Source organism: Streptomyces sp. NPDC006687 (assembly GCF_040636215.1).
GTDB lineage: Bacteria > Actinomycetota > Actinomycetes > Streptomycetales > Streptomycetaceae > Streptomyces.
Genome location: NZ_JBEYJJ010000016.1, coordinates 43,346 through 64,424, shown reverse-complemented (window position 1 = coordinate 64,424; position 21,079 = coordinate 43,346). Strand labels below are relative to the sequence as shown.

20 protein-coding genes and 1 other RNA gene are annotated in these 21,079 nt (G+C 73.0%); 8 read left to right on the top strand and 13 right to left on the bottom strand.

What is annotated here, in order from left to right:
* The first annotated feature begins 29 nt into the window (after positions 1 to 29).
* Together ABZ716_RS20120 and ABZ716_RS20115 are read left to right on the top strand one after the other, a co-directional pair.
* The gene (locus ABZ716_RS20120; RefSeq protein WP_358960547.1) at positions 30 to 494 is read left to right on the top strand and encodes a hypothetical protein; all 465 of its coding nucleotides are present in this window, start codon (positions 30 to 32) and stop codon (positions 492 to 494) included.
* A gap of 70 nt (positions 495 to 564) precedes the next feature.
* Positions 565 to 1,242, top strand: coding sequence for a class I SAM-dependent methyltransferase (locus ABZ716_RS20115; RefSeq protein ID WP_358960544.1), 678 nt, complete (start codon positions 565 to 567; stop codon positions 1,240 to 1,242).
* 667 nt (positions 1,243 to 1,909) lie between these two features.
* On the opposite strand, the gene ABZ716_RS20110 is transcribed toward ABZ716_RS20115, so the two are convergent.
* The 5 genes from ABZ716_RS20110 to ABZ716_RS20090 all read right to left on the bottom strand — a co-directional run bounded on the left by ABZ716_RS20110 (position 1,910) and on the right by ABZ716_RS20090 (position 6,976).
* Positions 1,910 to 2,473, bottom strand: coding sequence for a CGNR zinc finger domain-containing protein (locus ABZ716_RS20110; RefSeq protein ID WP_358960616.1), 564 nt, complete (start codon positions 2,471 to 2,473; stop codon positions 1,910 to 1,912).
* 82 nt (positions 2,474 to 2,555) lie between these two features.
* Positions 2,556 to 3,107 carry a GNAT family protein gene (locus ABZ716_RS20105; RefSeq protein ID WP_358960541.1) on the bottom strand — a complete coding sequence of 184 codons (552 nt, stop codon included), beginning with the start codon at positions 3,105 to 3,107 and terminating at the stop codon, positions 2,556 to 2,558.
* Positions 3,108 to 3,116: 9 nt separating this feature from the next.
* A complete protein-coding gene (locus tag ABZ716_RS20100; RefSeq protein WP_358960538.1) occupies positions 3,117 to 4,262 on the bottom strand; it encodes a uroporphyrinogen-III synthase in 1,146 nt (381 codons plus the stop codon).
* 226 nt (positions 4,263 to 4,488) lie between these two features.
* On the bottom strand, positions 4,489 to 5,910 hold the full coding sequence (locus ABZ716_RS20095; protein ID WP_358960535.1) for a nitrate/nitrite transporter: 1,422 nt from the start codon (positions 5,908 to 5,910) through the stop codon (positions 4,489 to 4,491).
* A gap of 97 nt (positions 5,911 to 6,007) precedes the next feature.
* A complete protein-coding gene (locus tag ABZ716_RS20090) occupies positions 6,008 to 6,976 on the bottom strand; it encodes a LysR family transcriptional regulator (protein WP_358960533.1) in 969 nt (322 codons plus the stop codon).
* Between the two features lie 84 nt (positions 6,977 to 7,060).
* Here ABZ716_RS20090 and ABZ716_RS20085 point away from each other — a divergent pair, with 84 nt between their 5' ends.
* On the top strand, positions 7,061 to 8,365 hold the full coding sequence (locus ABZ716_RS20085) for an MFS transporter (RefSeq protein WP_358960530.1): 1,305 nt from the start codon (positions 7,061 to 7,063) through the stop codon (positions 8,363 to 8,365).
* A 120-nt stretch (positions 8,366 to 8,485) separates the two neighbouring features.
* Complete coding sequence (locus ABZ716_RS20080; protein ID WP_358960528.1) at positions 8,486 to 10,018, top strand: SH3 domain-containing protein; 1,533 nt, start codon at positions 8,486 to 8,488, stop codon at positions 10,016 to 10,018.
* A 61-nt stretch (positions 10,019 to 10,079) separates the two neighbouring features.
* Here ABZ716_RS20080 and ABZ716_RS20075 read toward each other — a convergent pair whose 3' ends face one another.
* Positions 10,080 to 10,616, bottom strand: coding sequence for a GNAT family protein (locus ABZ716_RS20075; protein WP_358960526.1), 537 nt, complete (start codon positions 10,614 to 10,616; stop codon positions 10,080 to 10,082).
* Positions 10,617 to 10,713: 97 nt separating this feature from the next.
* On the opposite strand from ABZ716_RS20075, the gene ABZ716_RS20070 reads away from it, so the two are divergent.
* Together ABZ716_RS20070 and ABZ716_RS20065 are read left to right on the top strand one after the other, a co-directional pair.
* Positions 10,714 to 11,514: a MerR family transcriptional regulator gene (locus ABZ716_RS20070; RefSeq protein WP_358810177.1), complete on the top strand. Its 801-nt coding sequence runs from the start codon at positions 10,714 to 10,716 to the stop codon at positions 11,512 to 11,514.
* Positions 11,511 to 12,725: a glycosyltransferase gene (locus ABZ716_RS20065; protein ID WP_358960524.1), complete on the top strand. Its 1,215-nt coding sequence runs from the start codon at positions 11,511 to 11,513 to the stop codon at positions 12,723 to 12,725. The genes ABZ716_RS20070 and ABZ716_RS20065 overlap by 4 nt, the downstream gene beginning before the upstream one ends.
* A gap of 63 nt (positions 12,726 to 12,788) precedes the next feature.
* Here the strand turns inward: ABZ716_RS20065 and ssrA are convergent.
* The 5 genes from ssrA to ftsE all read right to left on the bottom strand — a co-directional run bounded on the left by ssrA (position 12,789) and on the right by ftsE (position 16,712).
* Positions 12,789 to 13,177, bottom strand: a transfer-messenger RNA (tmRNA) gene (ssrA, locus tag ABZ716_RS20060).
* 99 nt (positions 13,178 to 13,276) lie between these two features.
* Positions 13,277 to 13,762, bottom strand: coding sequence for an SsrA-binding protein SmpB (smpB, locus tag ABZ716_RS20055; protein ID WP_358810179.1), 486 nt, complete (start codon positions 13,760 to 13,762; stop codon positions 13,277 to 13,279).
* An 18-nt stretch (positions 13,763 to 13,780) separates the two neighbouring features.
* A complete protein-coding gene (locus ABZ716_RS20050) occupies positions 13,781 to 14,950 on the bottom strand; it encodes a S41 family peptidase (protein ID WP_358960521.1) in 1,170 nt (389 codons plus the stop codon).
* A 67-nt stretch (positions 14,951 to 15,017) separates the two neighbouring features.
* On the bottom strand, positions 15,018 to 16,004 hold the full coding sequence (gene ftsX, locus ABZ716_RS20045; protein ID WP_358810181.1) for a permease-like cell division protein FtsX: 987 nt from the start codon (positions 16,002 to 16,004) through the stop codon (positions 15,018 to 15,020).
* Between the two features lie 18 nt (positions 16,005 to 16,022).
* Positions 16,023 to 16,712, bottom strand: coding sequence for a cell division ATP-binding protein FtsE (gene ftsE, locus ABZ716_RS20040; protein ID WP_351887067.1), 690 nt, complete (start codon positions 16,710 to 16,712; stop codon positions 16,023 to 16,025).
* Positions 16,713 to 16,940: 228 nt separating this feature from the next.
* Here ftsE and ABZ716_RS20035 point away from each other — a divergent pair, with 228 nt between their 5' ends.
* The gene (locus tag ABZ716_RS20035) at positions 16,941 to 17,129 is read left to right on the top strand and encodes a hypothetical protein (RefSeq protein WP_344155544.1); all 189 of its coding nucleotides are present in this window, start codon (positions 16,941 to 16,943) and stop codon (positions 17,127 to 17,129) included.
* A gap of 97 nt (positions 17,130 to 17,226) precedes the next feature.
* On the opposite strand, the gene prfB is transcribed toward ABZ716_RS20035, so the two are convergent.
* Positions 17,227 to 18,339, bottom strand: coding sequence for a peptide chain release factor 2 (prfB, locus tag ABZ716_RS20030; RefSeq protein WP_351887062.1), 1,113 nt, complete (start codon positions 18,337 to 18,339; stop codon positions 17,227 to 17,229).
* 320 nt (positions 18,340 to 18,659) lie between these two features.
* On the opposite strand from prfB, the gene ABZ716_RS20025 reads away from it, so the two are divergent.
* Positions 18,660 to 19,718, top strand: a complete 1,059-nt coding sequence (locus ABZ716_RS20025) for a 2-oxoglutarate and iron-dependent oxygenase domain-containing protein (RefSeq protein ID WP_358810182.1) — start codon at positions 18,660 to 18,662, stop codon at positions 19,716 to 19,718.
* On the opposite strand, the gene ABZ716_RS20020 is transcribed toward ABZ716_RS20025, so the two are convergent.
* Positions 19,715 to 20,989, bottom strand: a complete 1,275-nt coding sequence (locus ABZ716_RS20020; protein WP_358960518.1) for a serine/threonine-protein kinase — start codon at positions 20,987 to 20,989, stop codon at positions 19,715 to 19,717. The two genes, ABZ716_RS20025 and ABZ716_RS20020, sit on opposite strands and share 4 nt — an antisense overlap.
* Between the last annotated feature and the right edge of the window lie 90 nt (positions 20,990 to 21,079).

Sequence of the window (21,079 nt, the reverse complement as noted above, 5' to 3'; positions counted from 1 at the left end):
GCGAGTGACGCCCAGGCGACACCTGAAGTGTGACGATCACCGACACGACGAAGGTGTACGACCTCATCTCGCCGGAACTGAAGGCCGACATCATCACCATGGTCCGCGAGGACTCCTGGCCGGAGATGACCGACGCCCAGGCCGAACGAGGCGTGAACCAGATGGCAGCCTTCCTCGCCGTCGCCGCCAGCACCCGCGAGAAGACAACCCCGAGCCTTCGCGTGGATCTCTTCTGGCACGCGTTCGTGCTCCACACCAGGCCCTACGCCGACTTCTGTGACGCGCTCGGCGGCCGATTCATCCACCACGTCCCGGACCGCAACACCGCTCACAACCCGGCCGAGGGCCGGAACGCGATGCGACGCACGGCCGAAATGCTCCGAGAAGCCGGCTTCGATCCCGACCCCGAGTTCTGGCCCACCCACCACGCGGCCAACTGCTCCGGCGACTGCACCCAGTCCTACGCCGGGTGCTCCGACAGCCCTGTCAAGTAGCTCTACTCGGCAGCAGCCGCCCGGTATCGTGCTGGGCGGCTGTCGCCATGAACGAGAACGGACTCACCAGATGACTGACTCTCGCAGCGCCGCATGGGACACCTACTCGCAGAGCAAGCCACAGCGGCGACAGAGCAACGCCAAGGGCGAGAGCACCTGGTTCAACTGGACCCAGTACCCCGACCACGGCCCTGGCGCCGACGTCCTGGGCCTCCATCCCGGAGAGACTGTGCTCGACCTCGGGTGCGGGTCCGGCGGCAACATCGCCCACCTCGCGACTCTCGGCATGAAGGCCGTAGGAGTCGATCTCTCCGCCGGGCAACTCGCCAAGGCACAGGAGCGCTGGCCGACCGTTGAGGGGATGGAACTCCACCAGGCCGACGCCCTCACCTACCTCGGAGCCACGTTCACCGTCTTCGATTCGGTCTACAGCGTGTTCGGGGCCGTCTGGTTCACCGACCCCGGCCTACTCCTGCCCATCGTCCGAGCCGCCCTCAAGCCGGGTGGAGTGTTCGCCTTCTCCCAGCGACCCCCCGTCGAAGGGTGCTACGGCTGCCAGGCGTCATACATCCCACGCGGCGCCGAAGAGGACCCTGCCGTCGTCAAACGGTGGGATTTCGAACCGGATGTATGGGCGCTGATCCTCAAGGAGCACGGCTACGTGGACGTTTCGGCGTCCGTACTTGCCCCACCGTCAGGATCCCGGCGTACAGGCACCTTGTTCGTCCGAGGCGTGCAAGGAAGTTAAATGATCGCGAGGCCGATCCTGGACTGGAGAGTGTCCTGATTGGCATTTCGTGCAGGTATCAGCCCCAGACGGCCGCCGGACGCTGAGAAATGAGGAGCGGGTAGCGATCTGGCGCGCCTCCCGGCCCCGAACGCTGCTCTGGTTGGCTTTTGGTGCAGGTATCAGCCCAAGGCGGGGGGAGGCGGACGCTGAGACGGGAGGAGCGCGTAGCGATCTGGTGCGGAGGGCGGCCCCGGTCAGCGGCTGGGGTCGGCCCGATGCCCGGCGAGGCGGCCCCGGTCCCTCGGCTCATCACTGAGGCCGCCGCGTGTCCAAGGAAGAACCGGCCCGTTCTTTTGGGGGTTTCCCGGGAGTCTTCGTTTTTCCGTGGCGGGACGGTCTGTCAAGGGTGGCCGGAGGCCATCGCGCAGCGACGCGACGAAGGAGCGCCCTTGACAGGGCGGCCCGACGCGGAAGGACGATGAGACGGACGGGAAAGCCCCAAACCATCCCTGAGACCGCCGAGTACCATCCCGACCTACCGGGTCCCGGGCGGCTGTTCACTGCCGCCCCGCGAGCTACCGCCCCCACCCACCGCCCCGCACCCCGGGAGGCGGGTGGGCAGCCACCGGCCCGCCACCGGCCCCTCGCGGGGGAGATGGCGGGCCCGGACGACAGGCGCGCCCCCCTACCCCACCGCCCCCCGCGCCCGTCTGCGGTGGCGGGCCACGCGGGCTCGGTTGCCGCAGGCTTCGCTGCTGCACCAGCGGCGGCGGTGGCCTCGGGAGGTGTCCAGGTAGAGGCGGGCGCAGCCGTCGCCGCCGCAGGTGCGCAGGAGGGCCAGGTCGCCGGGGTCGGTGAGGAGCTCCACCGCGTCCCGGGCCACCGTGGCCAGCAGGCCCGCGCACTCGACGCCGCCGCACAGCTCCCGCACCAGGTGCCCCTCCCGGTCGCGGACCGCGCACACCCCCGGCGGCGGCCCGGCGGCGGCGGCGTTGACCCGGGACAGGGCGTCCTCCTGGGGGCCGGTGCCGGACAGTTCGGCGCGGACGAGGCTGTCGACGTCGCGGCGCAGGCGGCGGAAGGCTTCCGCCCAGTCGGGCCCGAGCCGGCCGAGCGGGGTGCGGTCGGGGACCAGGCCGGCTCCGACCAGCCACAGGCGCAGCCCGTCGCCGTCGCGGATGTCCTCCGCCCCCTGGGGGGTGCGGGTGGCCAGCAGGTCCAGACAGACCCGCCCGGAGTCGAACCACATGCCCGTCACCGCCTCGGTCGTCGCCGTGGGACGCCTCCCCAGAGTGCCGTCGCCGACCACGAAGCGGAAGCCCCCGCGCACGCTACGCGGGCGGCGGCGGGTCGTCGTGCAGCACGCGCTGGAAGAGGCGGTGGTCGCGCCAGGCGCCGTCGATGTGGAGGTAGCGGGGGGCGAGGCCGATCTCGGTGAAGCCCGCCTTGGCGAGGACCCGCATGGAGGCGGTGTTGTCGACGAGGGTCTGGGCCTCGATCCGGTGCAGCCCGAGCTCCTCGCGGGCCGTGCGGCAGAGCTCTTCCAGACCGGCGGTGGCCAGGCCCCGGCCGTGCCAGGCCCGGTCGACCCAGTAGCCCACGCCGCCGCTGCACAGCGGCCCGCGGGCGATACTGCCGAGGTTCATCCCGCCGATCACCGCTCCCGTCGCCGTCTCCTCGAACACGTACGGGACCAGCCGCCCCGCGTCCCGTTCGCCGAGCATGTCCTCGACGCGGGCCCGCTGCCCGGCCTCGGTGTAGAACGCCTCGGGCCGGCTGGGCTCGTAGGGCGCCATGAACGCCCGGTTACGCGTCAGTACGTCGGCCAGCCCGGCGGCGTCCTCGACGGCCAGGCCCCTCATCTCCACCCCGTTGATCACCATGCGGGAACGTTAATCGACGGCCCCGCTCCAGCCCTCACGGTCACCGGGATCCAGCGAGAGCCGGTAGCCGCGCTTGACCACCGTCTGGATCAGGTTCGACACCCCCAGGGCGGCCCGCAGCCGGGCCATCGCGGTCTCGACGGCGTGCTCGTCGCGCCCGGCCCCCGGCAGCGCGCCCAGCAGGTCGGCCCGCGACACCACCCAGCCGGGCCGCCGGGCCAGCGCCTCCAGCAGGGCCATCCCGGCCGGCGGCACCGGGCGCAGCCGGTCGTCGACCACCACCGCGTGCCCCCGGATCTCCAGCCGGTGCCCAGCGACGGGCAGCACCCGCGCCCGGCCGGGGAGTTCCTGGCACAGCAACTGCACCAGCGGCCCCAGCCGGAACCGCTCCGGCTGTACGGTCGCCACCGCCTCGCCCTGGAGCGGCAGCGCGGTCACCGGCCCCACGCACGCCGCGAGCACCGGCCCGCGCAGCGCCTCCAGCACCGCCTCCCGCAGCCCCCGTTCGGCGGCCCGGGACAGCAGGGAGGCGGCGGCGGGGGCGGAGGTGAAGGTGACGGCGTCCACCGCGCCGACGGCCACCGCGTCCAGCAGCCGGTCCAGCGGTGCGAGGTCCTCCGGCGGCATCCACCGGTACACCGGTACGGGCACCACCTCGGCCCCGCCGTCGCGCAGCGCCTCGACGAACCCGGGCAGCGGCTCCCCGTGCAGCTGGAGCGCGATGCGCCGCCCGGCGACGGGGCCGGCCAGCAGCCGGTCCAGGACCTCGGCGAGGGACTCGGACCGTGGGGACCACGCCTCCACCAGCCCGGCGGCCCGTACGGCGCCCTTGACCTTGGGGCCGCGGGCCAGCAGTTCGGTGGCGCGCAGCCGCTCCAGGAGCCGTTCGCCGATGCCCCAGCCGTCGGCGGCCTCGATCCAGCCGCGGAAGCCGATGGCGGTGGTGGCGACGACGGCGTCCGGCGGGTTGTCCAGGAGTTCCCAGGTGGCGGCCAGCAGCTCGCCGTCGTCGGCGAGCGGCACGATGCGCAGCGCGGGGGCGTGGACGACCGCCGCGCCGCGCCGGCGCAGGAGGGCGATCAGCTCGTCCGCGCGCCGCGCGGCGGTGACTCCGACGGTGAATCCCGCGAGGGGGCCGTGCGTAGCGTCGTCCATCGGCATCGTGATGACCTACCTGCCTTGCCAGTGCGTCTGTTCCTGCTGCCGGCGCCCCTGCCGGCGCCCGTACCCGTACCGGTACCCGCAGCCTGCCGGTGCCGGCTTCGGCAGGGGGGTGTCCGAGCCTGTCAACCCGGCGTGTCAGGCTCGGTTCCGCCGTATTTCCGTGCCGTTAACCGGCTGACCGGCCCCCGCCCGGCCCCGCCGGCCCCCGCCCCCTCCCTCACACCGAGGTGAGCTGCGCCTTGGCCCCGCTCCCCGCCGCCTGCGGTCCCGCAGCCGCGCCCACGGGACGGCGGAGGTATACGGCCCAGGTGACGGCGCAGCACACGGCGTAGAAGCCGAGGAAGGCGACGAAGGCGGCGGTGCCCGTCCCCGAGGCGGAGAACGCCGCGCGGAAGGCCAGGTTGATGCCGAGGCCGCCGAGGGCGCCCACCGCGCCGATCAGGCCCATGGCAGCCCCCGACAGGCGCCGCCCGTGGGCCGCGGCCGCCTCGCCCTCCAGCCCCCGGGCGAGGGCCTGGGCCTGGAAGATGCCGGGGATCATCTTGTACGTGGAGCCGTTGCCGAGCCCGCTGAGCGCGAACAGCGCGGTGAACCCGGCCAGGAACACCGGCAGGGACTCCCGTACGGAGGCCAGCACGACCAGCCCGGTCGCCCCGGCCATCGCCACGAAGGCCCCCAGGGTGACGCGCGCCCCGCCGTACCGGTCGGCGAGCGCCCCGCCGACGGGCCGCACGAGCGAGCCCAGCAGCGGTCCGACGAAGGTGAGGGAGGCCGCCTGGAGCGGGGTGCGGCCGAACTGGGTCTGCAGGACGAGGCCGAAGGCGAAGCTGTAGCCGATGAAGGAGCCGAAGCAGCCGACGTACAGCAGGGCCATGATCCAGGTGTGCGGCTGGCGCACGGCTTCCCGTACCGCGCCCGCGTCGCCCCGCACGGGGGCCAGGTTGTCCATGCGGAGGAGGGCCAGCGCGGCGGCGGCCACGATCAGCGGGAGGTAGGCGGCGAGCAGCAGCCGGGGGTGCCCGGCGCCGGCGGTGGCGATGACGAGCAGCGCGGCGAGCTGGACGACGGGGACGCCGATGTTGCCGCCGCCGGCGTTGAGGCCGAGGGCCCAGCCCTTCTTCCGCAGCGGGAAGAAGGCGTTGATGTTGGTCATGGAGGAGGCGAAGTTGCCGCCGCCCACCCCGGTCAGCGCGGCGACGGCCAGGAAGGTCCCGTACGGGGTGCCGGGTTCCATGACGATCAGGGCGGCCGTGGCCGGTGCGAGCAGGAGGAGGGCGCTGACGACGGTCCAGTTGCGGCCGCCGAAGCGGGCGACGGCGAAGGTGTACGGGATGCGGACGAGGGCGCCGACGGCGGTGGCGGCGGCGATCAGGAAGAACTTGCCGGCCGGGTCGATCCCGTAGGCGGGGCCCATGAAGAGCACCATCACGGACCACAGGGACCAGATGGAGAAGCCGATGTGCTCGGAGAAGACGGAGTAGAGGAGGTTGCGGCGGGCGGTGCGCTCGCCGGTCCGCCGCCAGAAGGTCTCGTCCTCGGGGTCCCAGTGCTCGATCCAGCGGCCCCCGCGGCGCCTGCCGCGGCCGCCGTCTTCCTGCGGTGCGCTCCTCGGTGCGGTCGTCGTCCTCGTACCGGTCATCACTCGCCTCCACAGCTGTCGCGTCCGTGGTGACGACGCTAGGAACGGCGCGTTTCGGCCCCGGTCCCCGCCGGATGACCGGAGGGAAACCTTGCTCTCACCCGCCGTGCGCGCCGGATGTGAGCGCTGCCGGGAGCCAGCTGTCCGGGGGTAGCTCCAGCCAGCGGTGGGCGTCCTGGAGTTCGGTGACGGCGCGGTCGAGGGCGTCGAGGCCGGGGTGGCGCAGGCCCGCGCGCCAGACCATGGACAGCGGGGAGAGCGGTACGGGGTCCACGAGGGGCCGTTTGACGCAGCCGGGCATGTCGAGGAAGACGGAGGTGACCAGGACCGGGTTGCGGGTCTTGGCCATCACCCGCCCGAACTCCTCCTTGCCGATCGCCACCGGCGCGGGCGGCGCCAGCGCGATGCCCCGACCGGCGAACAGCTCACGGGCCAGCCCGGTCCACTCCAGGGTGCGCGGGTTCCCGGCGCCCGCGTAGACGGTCTCCCCGGCGAGCGCGGCGAGGGGGACGGATTCCAGCGCGGCCAGGGGGTGTTCGGCGGGCAGGAGGACGGCGAGGGGTTCGTAGCGGACGGGCCGGTGCGCGAGGTGGGCCCGCAGGGCGGGGTCGAGGCCGGCGGCGTAGCCGAAGGAGACGTCGAGCCGTCCGGCGGCGATCTCGGCGGCGGCGTGGGTGAGCCCGCTCTCGAAGCGGGCCATCATCTCGTGGCGGGGGGCGAGTTCGCGGGCCCGTTCCAGGACGCGGCGGCCGGTGGTGGGGCCGTCGGTGTTGAGGTCGACGAGGAGGGCGGGGGGCGGTCCGGCGAAGGCGGCGGCGAGTTCCCCGTGGGCGCGGAGCACCTCGCGGGCGTGGGGCAGCAGGCGGTGGCCGTCGGCGGTGAGCTCGACGGCCCGGGTGGTACGGGTGAACAGGGTCGCGCCGAGGACCTGTTCGAGGCGCCGGACGTCGCGGCTGAGGGCCTGCTGGGCCACGTAGAGCCGGGCGGCGGCGCGGGTGAAGTGCAGTTCCTCGGCGACGGCGAGGAAGCCGCGCAGCAGCCGGGGGTCCACGTCGGGGGAGGTCACCCGGAAAGATTAACAACGGGACGGCGTGAATGGCCCCGGAACAGGTGTTGGACCGCCGCCGGGGCCGGGCCGCAGGCTCGGGGCATGCCGCATGACACCCCGCTCATGGCCGTGACGGGCACCACCCTGGTCCTGGCCTCCCCGCCCCCCACCGACGCCCCCGCCCCCGCCCGGCACCGCCCCCGGACCGAAGCGGCGGCCCCCGCCCGGCGTTCCGCCGCCGCCCGGGCCCTCGGTCCGTACGCCCGGCTGTTCGCCGTCCCCGGGGCGCGCGGGTTCACCGCCGGGAACCTGCTGGCCCGCCTCCCCATGGGCATGTTCGGGATCAGCGCGGTCATGATGATCGCCGGGCAGCGCGGCTCGTACGCCCTCGCCGGGGCGGTCACCGCCACCGGGATGGCCGCCACCGCCCTCGTCGGGCCCTGGACGGCCCGCCTCGTCGACCGCTACGGGCAGGCCCGTATCGCCGTACCGGCCACGGTGATCGCGGTCCTCGGCTCGCTCTGCCTCGTGCTGTGCGTCCGTACGCAGGCTCCTTCCTGGACCCTGTTCGCCTCCTACGCGGCCACCGCCACCACGCCCAACATCGGCGGGATGTCCCGGGCGCGCTGGACGCATCTGCTGCCCCGGCCCGCGCACCACACCGCGATGTCCTTCGAGCAGGCCGCCGACGAGCTGTGTTTCATGCTCGGCCCGGTCCTGGCCGCCCTCCTGTGCACGGCCCTCTTCCCGGAGGCCGGCACCCTCACCGGGGCGGCGCTGCTGCTGACCGGCATGCTGGTCTTCACCGCCCACCGGGCCACCGAACCGCCGCCCGGCGGGGCGCCGAAGGCCGGAGGGGGCCGGTCGCCGCTGCGCGCCCTGCTGCCGCTCCTCGGGCTGTTCACGGCCACCGGCCTGGTCTTCGGCTCGATGGAGGTCACCTCCGTCGCCCACCTCTCCGCCCTGGGGCTGGGCGCCGCCTCCGGCCCGGTCCTCGCGCTCCAGGCGGCGGGCTCCTGCGTGGCCGGGCTGCTGTACGGGGCTGGGCGTGCGAGGAGTCTGCGGACCTGCCTGGCGGCGCTGGCCGGGGCGATGGCCCTGCCCTGGGCGGCGGCCGCCACCGGGTCCCTCGTACCGCTGGCCCTGGCCCTGCTGCTGGCCGGGATGTCCACGGCGCCGGTGATGGTCACCGCGATGGGCCTGGTCCAGTCCCGCATCCCCGAGGGCCGTCTCAACGAGGGGATGACGCTGTCCGTCACCGCGATCCTGGCCGGTATCGCGGCCGGCTCCGCCACCGCGGGCCTGGCCGTCGACCGCCTGGGGACGGGAACGGCGTACGCCCTGCCGGCGGCCGCCGCACTGACCGCACTGCTTATAGGATCCGCGACTTCACGACCGGGCCGTTGATCGGGATTTCATCCGGTTGCCGGGTGACGACACGTACGGGGGTCGCACCCTTCCAGGCCGCAATCCGCCATAACTAGGGAGGCTTTCCCCCAAACCCTTCCCTTCGCGGAGGAACTCCCCTTGTCTGCTTCGCGCTCCGTCTCCTCGGCCCTGATCGTGGCGGCCGTCACCGCGTCCTGCCTGATTCCGGCCGCACCCGCCCTGGCGGACTCCTCGCATCTGCGCTTCTCCCAGCCCTACGTCCCGTCCATCGCTCCCGGGAAGACGGGCCGCGTCGTCATCTCGGCCCTCAACGGGGCGGACCCGGCGCACAGCGGCACCTTCCGCATCACCGCCCCGGAGCGGACCACCTTCCCGGAGGCCCGGTTCTACTGGAACGGCCAGCGGGCGGGCGGCTCGTGCAGCCGCTCCCAGGACGCGCGCCTGCTGACCTGCAACGCCGGCACCCGCGCCGGTTTCGCCTTCCCGGCGAACACGCAGACGAGGCTGGCGGTTTCCCTCCGGGTGGACGCGAACGCCCCGGAGGGGACGACGCTGGACGGCGGCGAATGGTCCGACGGCCGGGAGGCGCCCGCGCTGTTCGCCGTCGCCACCCCGGTACGGGGCCCGAAGGGCGACGACGGCCCGCCCGGACACGACGGCCACGACGGCCACGAGGGCAGGCCGGGCCACCACGGCAGGCCCGGCCCCCAGGGACCCAAGGGTGACAAGGGGGACAAGGGCGACACCGGCGACCGGGGTCCCAAGGGCGACCGCGGTGACACGGGCGAGCGCGGCCCGAAGGGCGACCGCGGCGACACCGGCCCGCAGGGCCCCGCGGGTCCGTCGGGCGGGCCGCAGGGCCCGAAGGGTGACAAGGGCGACAAGGGCGACACCGGCGACCGGGGCCCGAAGGGCGACCGCGGTGACACCGGCGACCGGGGCCCCCAGGGCCGCCCCGGCGACACCGGCCCGCAGGGCCCCCAGGGCGACCGCGGCCCGGCCGGCCCCCAGGGTCCCGAGGGCCCGCACGGCGACCAGGGCGACCAGGGCCCCAAGGGCGACACCGGCCCCGCCGGCCCGCGGGGCCCGGAAGGCCCGCGCGGTCCGCAGGGCGAGCGCGGCCCGAAGGGCGACACCGGCCCGTCCGGCGGCCCGCAGGGCCCGAAGGGCGACAAGGGCGACACCGGCGACCGCGGCCCGGCCGGCCCCCAGGGCCCCGAAGGCCCGCGCGGGCCGCGCGGCCCGCAGGGCGGCCAGGGTACGCAGGGCGACCGCGGCCCGGCCGGCCCGCAGGGCCCCCAGGGACCGCGCGGCCCGAAGGGCGACAAGGGCGACCAGGGCAAGCCCGGCGACTGCAAGTGCGGCAGCCACCACGGCGGCAAGGACCACGGGGGCAAGGACCACCACGGCAAGGGCGACCACGACAAGGGCGGCCCGAAGGCCCGTGTCGTCACCTCCCGCCACGGCCACGGCCTCGGCATCCGCTCCGGCCCCGGCACGGGCTACACCAGCACCGGCAAGCTGGCGCCCAACACGGTCGTGGCGCTCCAGTGCAAGGTCAACGGCGAGCAGGTCGACGACAACGCGATCTGGTACAAGCTCGCCGACGGCCGCGGCTGGATCCCCGCCCGCTACGCGCTGAACCTCAACAAGGTCCCGTACTGCTCCTGATCCACCACGACGAAGGCCCCGCGGCCCAGCCGGCCGCGGGGCCTTCGCCCGTGCTCCCCCCTCACACGGGACGCGGCTTCGCCCACTCCTCGCGCAGCAGGCCGAACAGCACGCGGTCGTAGCGCCGGCCCGCCACCAGGGCGGCCTCCCTGCGGCGGCCCTCCTCCTGGAAGCCGAGCCTGGAGAAGGCCCGTACGGCGCGCTCGTTGCCGCTCCAGGTGTCCAGCTCCAGCCGGTGCAGCCCGTACGCGCCGAACAGGTGGTCCACCAGCAGCCGGGTGGCCTCGCTGCCGTGGCCGCGGCCCCAGTACTCCCGCTCGCCGATGGTCACGCCCAGGGTGGCCACGCCAAGGTAGGGGTCGAGGTCGCGGTAGTCGGCCATGCCGATGACCGCCCCGCTCGCCAGGTCCTCGACGGTGAACACGGCCGACTCCCTCGGCACCAGCCGCAGCATCCGCTCGAACCCGAGCCCGATCGCCTCCGCCGTGACCGGGCCGAAGCAGGGATCACCGGCCGCGGCCAGGCGCACCACCTCGGGGTCGTTGCGCCACCGCAGGTGGTGCTCGGCGTCCTCGGCGCGCAGCGCCCTCAGTCTCACCAGGTTTCCTTCGAACATCACACCACCCTAAGCGAGGGCGAGTTGACCCTCCCCTTACGTCAGGCCCGAAGCTGTGTCCCGACGAAAGGGCAGGTGGATGAGCTACTCCGTGGGGCAGGTCGCGGCGTTCGCCGGGGTGACGGTGCGGACGCTCCATCACTACGACAAGGCGGGGCTGCTCTCGCCCAGTGACCGCAGCCACGCCGGATACCGGCTCTACGGTGAGGCCGACCTGGTCCGTCTCCAGCAGATCCTCTTCTTCCGTGAGCTCGGCTTCCCCCTCGACGAGATCGCCGCGCTCTTCGAGGATCCGCAGGTGAACGCCTTGGAGCGGCTCCGGGACCGGCAGCGGCAGCTGAGCGAGGAGATCGCCAGGCTGCAGCGGCTGGCCGAGGTGGCGCAGCGGGCGATCGAGGTCCAGAAGACCGGGGTGCCCCTGACGCCCCAGGAACGCTTCGAGGTCTTCGGTGAGATCACCTTCGACCTGAGCTACGCCACCGAGGCGGAACTGAAGTGGGCGCACTCCGAGGGACAGCGCGAGGCGATGGCGCGCGCGGCCGCTCACACCAAAGAGGACTGGCGCCGGCTGATGGGCGAGGCCGCCGCCTGGCGCGCGGAGCTGCTCGCGGCCTTCGACGAGGGGGAGCCCAGCGACGGCGAGCGGGCCATGGACCTCGCCGAGGAGCACCGCCTGCACGTCTCACGCTGGTTCACCTCCTGCCCTCCCGACATGCACCGGCGCATCGCTGACGACTTCGTCGCCGACCCCCGCGCGTTCGCCCTGGTCATACCGCCGTCGCAGCAGCGCCCGGGCCTGGCCGCCTATACACGCAAGGCGGTCCACGCCAACGCGGCCCGCCACGCGGGCGGCCGCACCGACAGCAAGGAGGACCGATGAGGATCCTGATCGCCACGGCCGGATCGCGCGGGGACGTCGCGCCCTACGCGGGTCTGGGCGCCGGACTGCGCCGGGCGGGATACGACGTCGCCTTCGCCACCACGGACACCTTCGCCCCCCTCGTACGCGAGGCGGGGCTGGAATTCCGCAGGCTCCCCGCCGACGCACGGGTGCGTGGCGGCGTCACCGGCAAACGGGAACTCATGCGCGCCGCCGCCGGGTTCGTCACCGAACTCGGCCAGGGCTTCGCCGATGTGATGGACGACGGCACGGACCTGCTCCTGCTGACGGCCACCACGGCTCCGCTCGGCTGGCACCTCACCGAGGCCACCGGCACACCGAGCCTCGGCGTGTACCTCCAGCCCACCGCACCGACCGGCGACTTCCCGCCCGCCGTCACGGGCTCGCGCTCCCTGGGCCGTCTCGCCAACCGGGCGACCGGACGCTTCGCCCTGCGGATGGCCGACCGCCTCTACGAACAGGCCGTCGCGAAGCTGCGCCGGCGCCTCCAGCTGCCCCCGGCCTCGCCTTACGCGATGCGCCGACGACAGGAACAGGCGCGTTGGCCCATCCTGTACGGCTTCAGCTCGGCCCTGGTGCCCCGCCCCTCCGACTGGCGCCCCGGCCTGGAGGTCGTGGGCAACTGGTGGCCCCCTCACGATCCGGCCGAAGGGCTGCCCGCCGATCTGGAGGACTTCCTGCGCGCCGGCCCCCCGCCCGTCCTCATCGGCTTCGGGAGCATGGCGTCCGGCGAGGGGGAACGGCTGAGCGAGATCGCTGTGGGGGCCCTGCGCCGCGCCGGGCTGCGCGGCATCCTCCAGGCCGGCAGTGCCGGGCTCGCCGCCGACGGGGACGACGTGCTCACCGTCGGGGACGTACCGCACGCCGTGCTGTTTCCCCGCCTGGCGGCGGTGGTGCACCACGGCGGGGCCGGCACCTCGGCCGCCGCGTTGCGCGCGGGAGTGCCCGCGGTCACCGTCCCGGTGACCGCCGACCAGCCGTTCTGGGCGCGGCGGCTCGCCGCCATCGGCGCCGCCACGGACCCGATCCCCTTCCGGTCCCTCAGCGCCGAACGGCTCGCCGGCTCACTGCGCCACGTGGTGGAGCGGCAGGCGTACCGCCGGGCCGCGGCGCAGGCGGCGCACCATCTGGCGGCCGAGGACGGAGCCGGTCAGGCCCTCAAGGCCGTCCAGCGGCTGACCGACGGATGACACCCTTCCGCAAAGCCGAAGGCCCCGCACACGTGGTGTGCGGGGCCTTCGCCCACATGGGATGAGTGGAGATGGCGGGAATCGAACCCGCGTCCAACGGTGCAGAAACAGGGCTTCTCCGAGCGCAGTCCGCTGCGCTTTTCTCGGCCCCGGAGATCACACGGACAAGTCTCCGACGGGCTCAGTCACTGTTTGGTTTCCCTCCAACCCCCGTGACCGGGGCTAGAGGTTTAGATCCCTTGTTGACGCCAGGATCCGGACCGGGACCACTTCCGGGCTGACGCTCCTCACAGAGGCTTCAGCTCACTGTTATTAGGCAGCGAGGGTGAAGCGGGAGTTATCGCTCTTGGAGTTGGCGATTATTTTTTGCGACATATGGTTAGCGAGATCATTGCCGCTTCCTCGGCTCGCTTCCCCTGCATCGACATCCGCTGTCGAAACCGATCATCCCCATGTTCACTGTTCAGTTAGGTACTGCTCAAACAGCGCCCACCCGCTGGGGTGGTGCTGACACCCATGGTACGCGAAGTGGACCTCCGCGTGCCAGGTGATTACACCGTGCCCCGCTGCTTGCGGCGGATCGCCGAGATCGTGCGCTGGGTCTCGCGGGTGTCCTGCTTCTCGCGGAGGGTCTGGCGCTTGTCGTACTCCTTCTTGCCCTTCGCCAGCGCGATCTCGACCTTCGCCCGGCCGTCCTTGAAGTACAGGGTCAGCGGCACGATGGTGTGGCCCGACTCGTCCGCCTTGCGCTGGAGCTTGTCGATCTCCTCGCGGTGCATGAGGAGCTTGCGCTTGCGGCGGGCGCTGTGGTTGGTCCAGGTGCCCTGGCTGTACTCCGGCACGTGGACGTTGTACATCCACACCTCGCGGCTCTCCACCGACACGAAGCCGTCCACCAGCGAGGCCCGGCCCTGGCGCAGCGACTTGACCTCGGTACCGGTGAGCACGATGCCGCACTCGTAGGTGTCGATGATCGCGTAGTCGTGCCGCGCCTTCTTGTTCTGGGCGATCAGCTTGCGCCCTTTTTCCTTAGCCATAGTGCGGTCATTTTCGCACTACGACCCCACCCCGAGGCCACCCAATACCGTCCGGGCCCGCTCCTCGGCCGCGTCGCCGCCGGCCAGGTCCGGGGTGATGCCCCCGCCGTCGATGCTGCGGCCCGCCGGCGTGCGGTACGTGCCCACCGTCAGCTCCGCCACCGCGCCGCCCGGGAGCGGGGTCGGCATCTGCACGGAGCCCTTGCCGAAGGTGCGGGTGCCGACCGTCACCGCCCGGCCGCGGTCCTGGAGGGCGCCGGTGAGCAGTTCGGCCGCGCTCATCGTGCCGCCGTCCACCAGGGCCACCAGGGGGCGGCCGGTGTCCCCGCCGGGGGCGGCGTACAGGGCGCGCTCGGAGCCGTGGACGTCGTACGTCGCCACGAGGCCCCCGTCCAGGAAGGCGGAGGCCGCCGTGACCGCCTCGGTGACCAGTCCGCCCGGGTTGCCGCGCAGGTCCAGCATGACCCCGGCGCCGGGCAAGGCCTGCCGTACGGCTTCCCTGACGCGCTCCCCCGAACCCCGGGTGAAGGAGGCCACCTTGATCACGGTGGTGCCGTCCGCGAGGCGGCGTACGGTCACCGGGTCGGCGCGCAGCTGCGCGCGGCGGACGGTCTCGGTGAGGGCGGCCCCCTCCCGGCTGAGGCCGAGGACGACCGGGGTTCCGGCCTCGCCGCGCAGCAGGGCGACCACGTCGGCGACGGGCAGGCCGCTGACCGCGCGGCCGTCGACGCTCAGCAGCCGGTCCCCGGCGCGCAGCCCGGCCCGGGCGGCGGGGCTGTCGGGCTGGACGCGGTCGACCTCGATCCGGCCGTCGGGGCGGCGGCGGGTCCACAGGCCGACTCCGGTCCAGCGGCCGTCGAGGTCCTCGGCGAAGGCGGCGTACTCGCCCCGGTCGTAGACGGTGCCCCAGCGGTCGCCGCTGCGGCTGACCACCTCCTGGGCGGCCTTCTTGCCGGACTTCCCCTCGGCGACGGCTTCGGCGGCGGCGCGGGCGACGGCCTCCCGGTCGGCGGTGGCGGCGGGGGGCGGCCCCGCTTCCGCTAGGGCGGCGGGGGCGGCGCCGTCCGCCTCCACGCACCCCCAGCCGGTGACGGCCGCGGTGCTCACGGACAGGGCGAACAGCAGCGTCAGGAAGGCCCCGCGACGCAGGTCGCGGGGCCGGAGACAGAGAGCGGGCATACCCGGCATGGTTCCGAGTCTAGGACAAGGCCCGCTGCCGCAGGCGGCGTTGACCGCGTACGGCAGGAGGCGCTCGTCATACCTTCAGGTACTTGCGCAGCGCGACGAACGCCGCCAGGGAGGGCATCAGCAGGCCGATGACCAGGACCAGCGGGAGCTTGCCGAGGACCGCGTCCCAGCCGATGAAGTTGATCAGCTGGAGCTTGTCGCGCAGCCCGATGCCGTGGTCGATCACGAAGTACTGGCCGGCGCCGAGCATGCCGCAGGCGAAGCCGGCGCCGATGAGGCCGGCGACGGCCGCCTCCATGATGAACGGCACCTGGATGTAGAAGCCGGAGGCACCGACCAGCCGCATGATGCCGGTCTCCCGCCGACGGCTGAACGCCGAGACGCGCACCGTGTTGACGATCAGCAGCAGCGCCACGATCAGCATGATCATCATGATGCCGAGGGCGGCCCAGTTGAGGGTGCCCAGCAGGGCGAAGAGGTTGTCGAGCTCGGTGGACTGGTCGGCCACCGACTGCACCCCGTCACGGCCGGCGAAGGCGGAGGTGATGACCTCGTACTTCTCCGGGTTCTTCAGCTTGACGCGGAAGGAGTCGGGCATCTGGTCGGGGGTGACGACGGAGGCAAGGGCGGTGTGCCCGAAGCGCTCCTTGTAGTGCTTGTACGCCTCGTCCGAGGACTCGTACATGACGGTCTGGACGAGGTCCATCTTCTTGAGCTCGCGCTCGATGCCCTGCTTCTGCTCGGGGGTGACGGCCCCCTTGGAGCAGGGCTTGCCGTTGCCGGCGGCGGGCGCGGCGGGGGCGGCGGCCGCCCCCGCCGCCGCCGGGGCGCTGCCGGCGGCCGCGTCGAGGGCGTCGTTCTTGGTGCAGAGGTAGACGGTGACGTTGACCTTGTCGTACCAGTACCCCTTCATGGCGCTGACCTGGTCCCGCATGAGCAGGGAGCCCCCGAAGAGGGCCAGCGACAGGGCCACGGAGATGATGACCGCGAAGGTCATGGTGAGATTGCGGCGGAGGCCGACGCCGATCTCCGACATGACGAACTGGGCGCGCATGGCGTCTTCAGAGCCCTTTCAGTGCTGGTAGCCGTAGACGCCGCGCGACTGGTCGCGCACGAGTCGGCCCTGTTCGAGTTCGATGACGCGCTTGCGCATCTGGTCCACGATCTGCTGGTCGTGCGTGGCCATGATGACGGTGGTACCGGTCCGGTTGATCCGGTCCAGCAGCTTCATGATCCCGACGGAGGTCTGCGGGTCGAGGTTGCCCGTCGGCTCGTCGGCGATCAGCAGGGCGGGACGGTTGACGAAGGCGCGGGCGATGGCCACGCGCTGCTGCTCACCGCCGGACAGTTCGCCCGGCATCCGGCCCTCCTTGCCGCCGAGGCCGACCAGCTCCAGGACCTGCGGGACGGCCTTGCGGATCTCGCCGCGGGGTTTGCCGATGACCTCCTGGGCGAAGGCGACGTTCTCGGCCACCGTCTTGTTGGGCAGCAGCCGGAAGTCCTGGAAGACGGTCCCCAGCTGGCGCCGCATGTGCGGGACCTTCCAGTTGGAGAGCTTCGCGAGGTCCTTGCCCAGCACGTGCACCTGCCCGTGGCTCGCCCGTTCCTCGCGCAGGACCAGCCGCAGGAAGGTGGACTTGCCGGAGCCGGAGGAGCCGACCAGGAAGACGAACTCGCCCTTGGCGATGTCGAGGGAGACATCTCTGAGTGCGGGCCGGGACTGCTTCGGGTAGGACTTGGAGACGTTGTCGAATCGGATCACGGGTGCACCACGGTCGCCGGGAGTAGGTGTGCGTGACCATACGCGAACGGGCGCGAGGTAGGGACCCGGCATCCGGAGTTGCCCGTTTTATCCCCGGCTCCTGGGGGAGCCGGACCGCTCTTGTCCGGACGGGACGCGCCGAATGCCGGCGGAGCTGGCACAGTGGTAGGGGGAACGGACTCGGTCCCCTTGCCGTTAAGCGTCATGAGGGGACGAGAGGAGGAGCGCATGACATATGACCGGCTCGTGTGCGCGAACTGCGCCGCGCCCGTCAGCCAGGGCCGCTGCCCGGTGTGCCGGGCGAACCGGGAGCGCCTCCAGCAGGAGGGCCCCTTCGCAGGGCTGAATCCGATGGCGCTCATCGCGCTCATGGTGGTGCTGGTGGCCGCGCTCGCACTGGTGGCCCGGACCGCGTAGTCCGCGCCGCGCCCCGATCACAGGCCAAGAGGAAGGCCCGGACACCGTCGGTGTCCGGGCCTTTCCTGTGCGTGCGGGCGTGCGTGCCGCTCACCGCTTACGCGGTCTGCTGCTCCTGCTGCTTGCGCCAGCGGATACCGGCCTCCAGGAAGCCGTCGATCTCACCGTCGAGGACGGCCTGCGGGTTGCCGACCTCGAACTCGGTGCGCAGGTCCTTGACCATCTGGTACGGGTGCAGGACGTAGGAGCGCATCTGGTTGCCCCAGGAGCTTCCGCCGTCCTTGAGGGCGTCCATCTTGTCCTTCTCCTCCTGGCGGCGCCGCTCCAGCAGCTTGGCCTGGAGCACGTTCATCGCGCTGGCCTTGTTCTGGATCTGGGAGCGCTCGTTCTGGCAGGAGACGACGATGCCGGTCGGCAGGTGCGTGATGCGCACGGCCGAGTCGGTGGTGTTGACGCCCTGGCCGCCGGGGCCGGAGGCGCGGTACACGTCCACGCGCAGCTCGGACTCGTCGATCTCGACGTGGTCGCTGGTCTCGACGACCGGCAGGACCTCGACGCCCGCGAAGGAGGTCTGGCGGCGGCCCTGGTTGTCGAAGGGCGAGATGCGCACCAGGCGGTGGGTGCCCTGCTCGACGGAGAGGGTGCCGTAGGCGTACGGCGCCTTGACCACGAAGGTGGTCGACTTGATGCCGGCCTCTTCCGCGTAGGAGGTCTCGTAGATCTCCGTCGGGTAGCCGTGGCGCTCGGCCCAGCGCAGGTACATGCGCTGGAGGCGCTCGGCGAAGTCGGAGGCGTCGACGCCGCCGGCCTCGGCGCGGATGTTGACCAGGGCCTCGCGCTCGGCGTACTCGCCGGAGAGCAGGGTCCGGACCTCCATCTCGTCCAGCGCCTTGCGGACGGACACCAGCTCGGCTTCCGCCTCGGCGAGGGTGTCCGCGTCCTCCATCTCCTGCGCGAGCTCGAAGAGCACCGCGAGGTCGTCGATGCGGCCGCGCAGCGTCTCGGTCTTGCGGACCTCGGCCTGGAGGTGCGAAAGCTTGCTCGTGATCTTCTGGGCGGCTTCCGGGTCGTCCCACAGGGACGGCGCGGCGGCCTGCTCCTCGAGCACGGCGATTTCTGCCCTCAGCTTGTCGAGGTCCAGGACGGCCTCGATCGACCCCATGGTCGAGGAGAGGGACTTCAGCTCTTCGGAAACATCGACGACTGCCACGGGTCCAGCGTAGCCGGTCCTCGGACGGCCATCTCCGGCCAGGCCGGATCCGCGCCTTCGGAGGAGGGTGCGAACGGGCGTACGCTCACCGTATGACCGTTCTCCTCGTGAAGCGCCGCCATGTGGACCACATGCGTGTGACCACCACGAGCTGTCTGCCGCCGGACCTCGCACAAGCCTGATCAATCCCGATCCGACTTCGGTCCTGTACGCGGTCACGTCCGTCCGGCGCCATCCCTGCCGGCCGGCCCGTTCCACGCTGCCCGCCGCCCCGCCACCGCTGGGGCACAGGACCCCGTGACATCCGAAACGGAGCCGTCATGCCGTCCGCGCACCCCTCCTCTCCTTCCTCTCCTTCTTCGCCCTCCTCGTCCTCCTCGCCCTCCCTCGCGGTGATCGACCTCTCCCGGGCCGACGACCCCGGGGAGCGGGACGAGTTCCTCAAGCAGCTGCACGCCGCCGCCCGCGACACCGGGTTCCTGTACCTGACCGGACACGGGATAACGGAGGCCGAGACCGCCCGCATCCTGGAGCTGACCCGCGCCTTCTTCGCGCTCCCGGAGGCCGACCGGCTGGCCGTGAGCAACCTGAACTCCCCGCACTTCCGCGGCTACACCCGGATCGGGCACGAGCTGACCGGCGGGGCCACCGACTGGCGGGACCAGCTGGACGTGGGCGCCGAGCGGCCGGCGCTCCGGGTGGGCCCGGACGACCCGGCGTACCTGTGGCTGGAGGGCCCGAACCAGTGGCCGCAAGCCCTGCCGGAGCTGCGGGAAGCGGTGCTGGGGTGGCAGGAGCGGCTGGCCGGGGTGGCGCACCGGCTGCTGCGGGAGCTGCTGGCGGCGATCGGGGCGCCGCCGGACTTCTTCGACGCGGCCTTCGCGGACCGGCCCCACCTGCACACGAAGCTGATCCGCTACCCCGGCTCCGCCCCGACGGGCACGGACCAGGGGGTCGGCGCGCACAAGGACTACGGCTTCCTGACGCTGCTGCTCCAGGACGGGGTGGGCGGGCTCCAGGTCGTCCGGGACGGCGGCTTCGTGGACATCCCGCCGCTGCCCGGGGCGTTCGTGGTGAACCTGGGGGAGCTGCTGGAGATCGCCACGGAGGGGTACCTGGTGGCCACCGACCACCGGGTGGTGAGCCCGCCGGGGGCGGTGGAGCGGTTCTCGGTGCCGTTCTTCTACAACCCGAGGCTGGACGCGGTGATCGAGACCGTGCCCGGGGAGTACCTGCGGTCCGCGCCCGGCGTCGCGCACGACGCGTCGAACCCGCTGCACGCCGAGTACGGGCGCAACGAGCTCAAGGGCTGGGTCCGCGCCCACCCGGCGGTGGCCCGCCGCTGGCACCCGTCCCTGGTCCAGGGGCTGCCGGCCTAGGGGCGGGGCGGGGCGGAGTGGGCGGGGTCGGCGGGGCGGCGGGCCGGGTCGTCGTCGGAGGCGGCGAGCCAGCTGCCCACCCCCACCGCCGCGGCCAGCGCCAGGGCCGACGCCGAGAGGACCAGCCGCCGCTTGCGCACCGCCTCCGCCCGGTGCCGGGCGGAGCCCGGCCGGTGTCCCCCGGCGGGGCGCGGCACGCGGGCGGTGCCCAGCGCCCCGCCCGCGAGCTCGTCCGGCGACGGGACCCGCATGGAGGTGTGGGTGTCCCGGCTGGAGTCCGTCGCGGACCCCGGGACCAGCGGCACCACGCCCCGCCGGCGCACCGGATCGGCCCCGGCCGGCTCCTCGGGGGCGTCCGGGGCCTCGTGCTCCGGCGCCTCCGCGTCGTCCGGCTCGTCCACGTCCAGCGGCGGCATCCCCGCCAGCAGCGGCAGCAGCTCCCGCAGCCGGACCGACAGCTCCGAGGCCCGCAGCCGGGACGCGGGCGCCTTCGCCAGGCACTGGACGACGAGCTGCCACAGCTCCTCCGGGATCCCCGGGAGCGGGACCACGGTCTCCGTGACGTGCCGGCGCAGCACCGCGCCCGGGTGGCCCCCGCCGAAGGGGGTGAAGCCGGCCAGCAGCTCGTACAGGACGGTGGCCAGGGCGTATATGTCGACGGCCGCCCGCGGGGGCAGGCCCTCCACTATCTCCGGCGCCAGGTAGTCCGGCGTCCCGATGATCCGCGTCACGGGCGCCGGGGGCCGCGCCCCGACGGCCGCGGGGGCCCGGCGCGGGTGGTCGATGAGCTTGGCGACGCCGAAGTCGGTCAGCAGCGCGGGGTGCGCGCCGCCCGGCCCGAGGGGGCCCTGCATGTCGAGCAGGACGTTCTCCGGCTTCACGTCGCGGTGGACGACGCCCGCCGCGTGCGCCGCGGCGAGCGCGTCCGCGACGTCCGCGACGATGGCCACCGCCGCCTCGGGGGCCAGCCGCCGCTCCCGGTCGAGGCGGGTGCGCAGGTCCGTACCGCGGACGAGGTCCATGACGAGGGCGAGGTCGTTGCCGTCGACGACCAGATCGCGGACGGTGACGATGTGCGGGTGCTCCAGGCCGAGCAGCGCGCTGCGCTCCTGGACGAAGCGTCCGACCAGCTCCTGGTCGGAGGCGAGGTCCTCGCGCAGCAGCTTGACGGCGACGGGACCGTCCGGCCCCTCGCCCAGCCACACCGTGCCCGCGCTGCCGCGCCCCAGGATCTGGTGCGCTGTGTACCGGCTGCCGATCTTCCGTGCCACGACTGCTCCCTCAGCGGCTGGCGTAACGTCCCAAAGCTACGCGGCCGAAGGGGGGCACGGCGCTCCGGATCGCGGTGACCTTCACTTCTG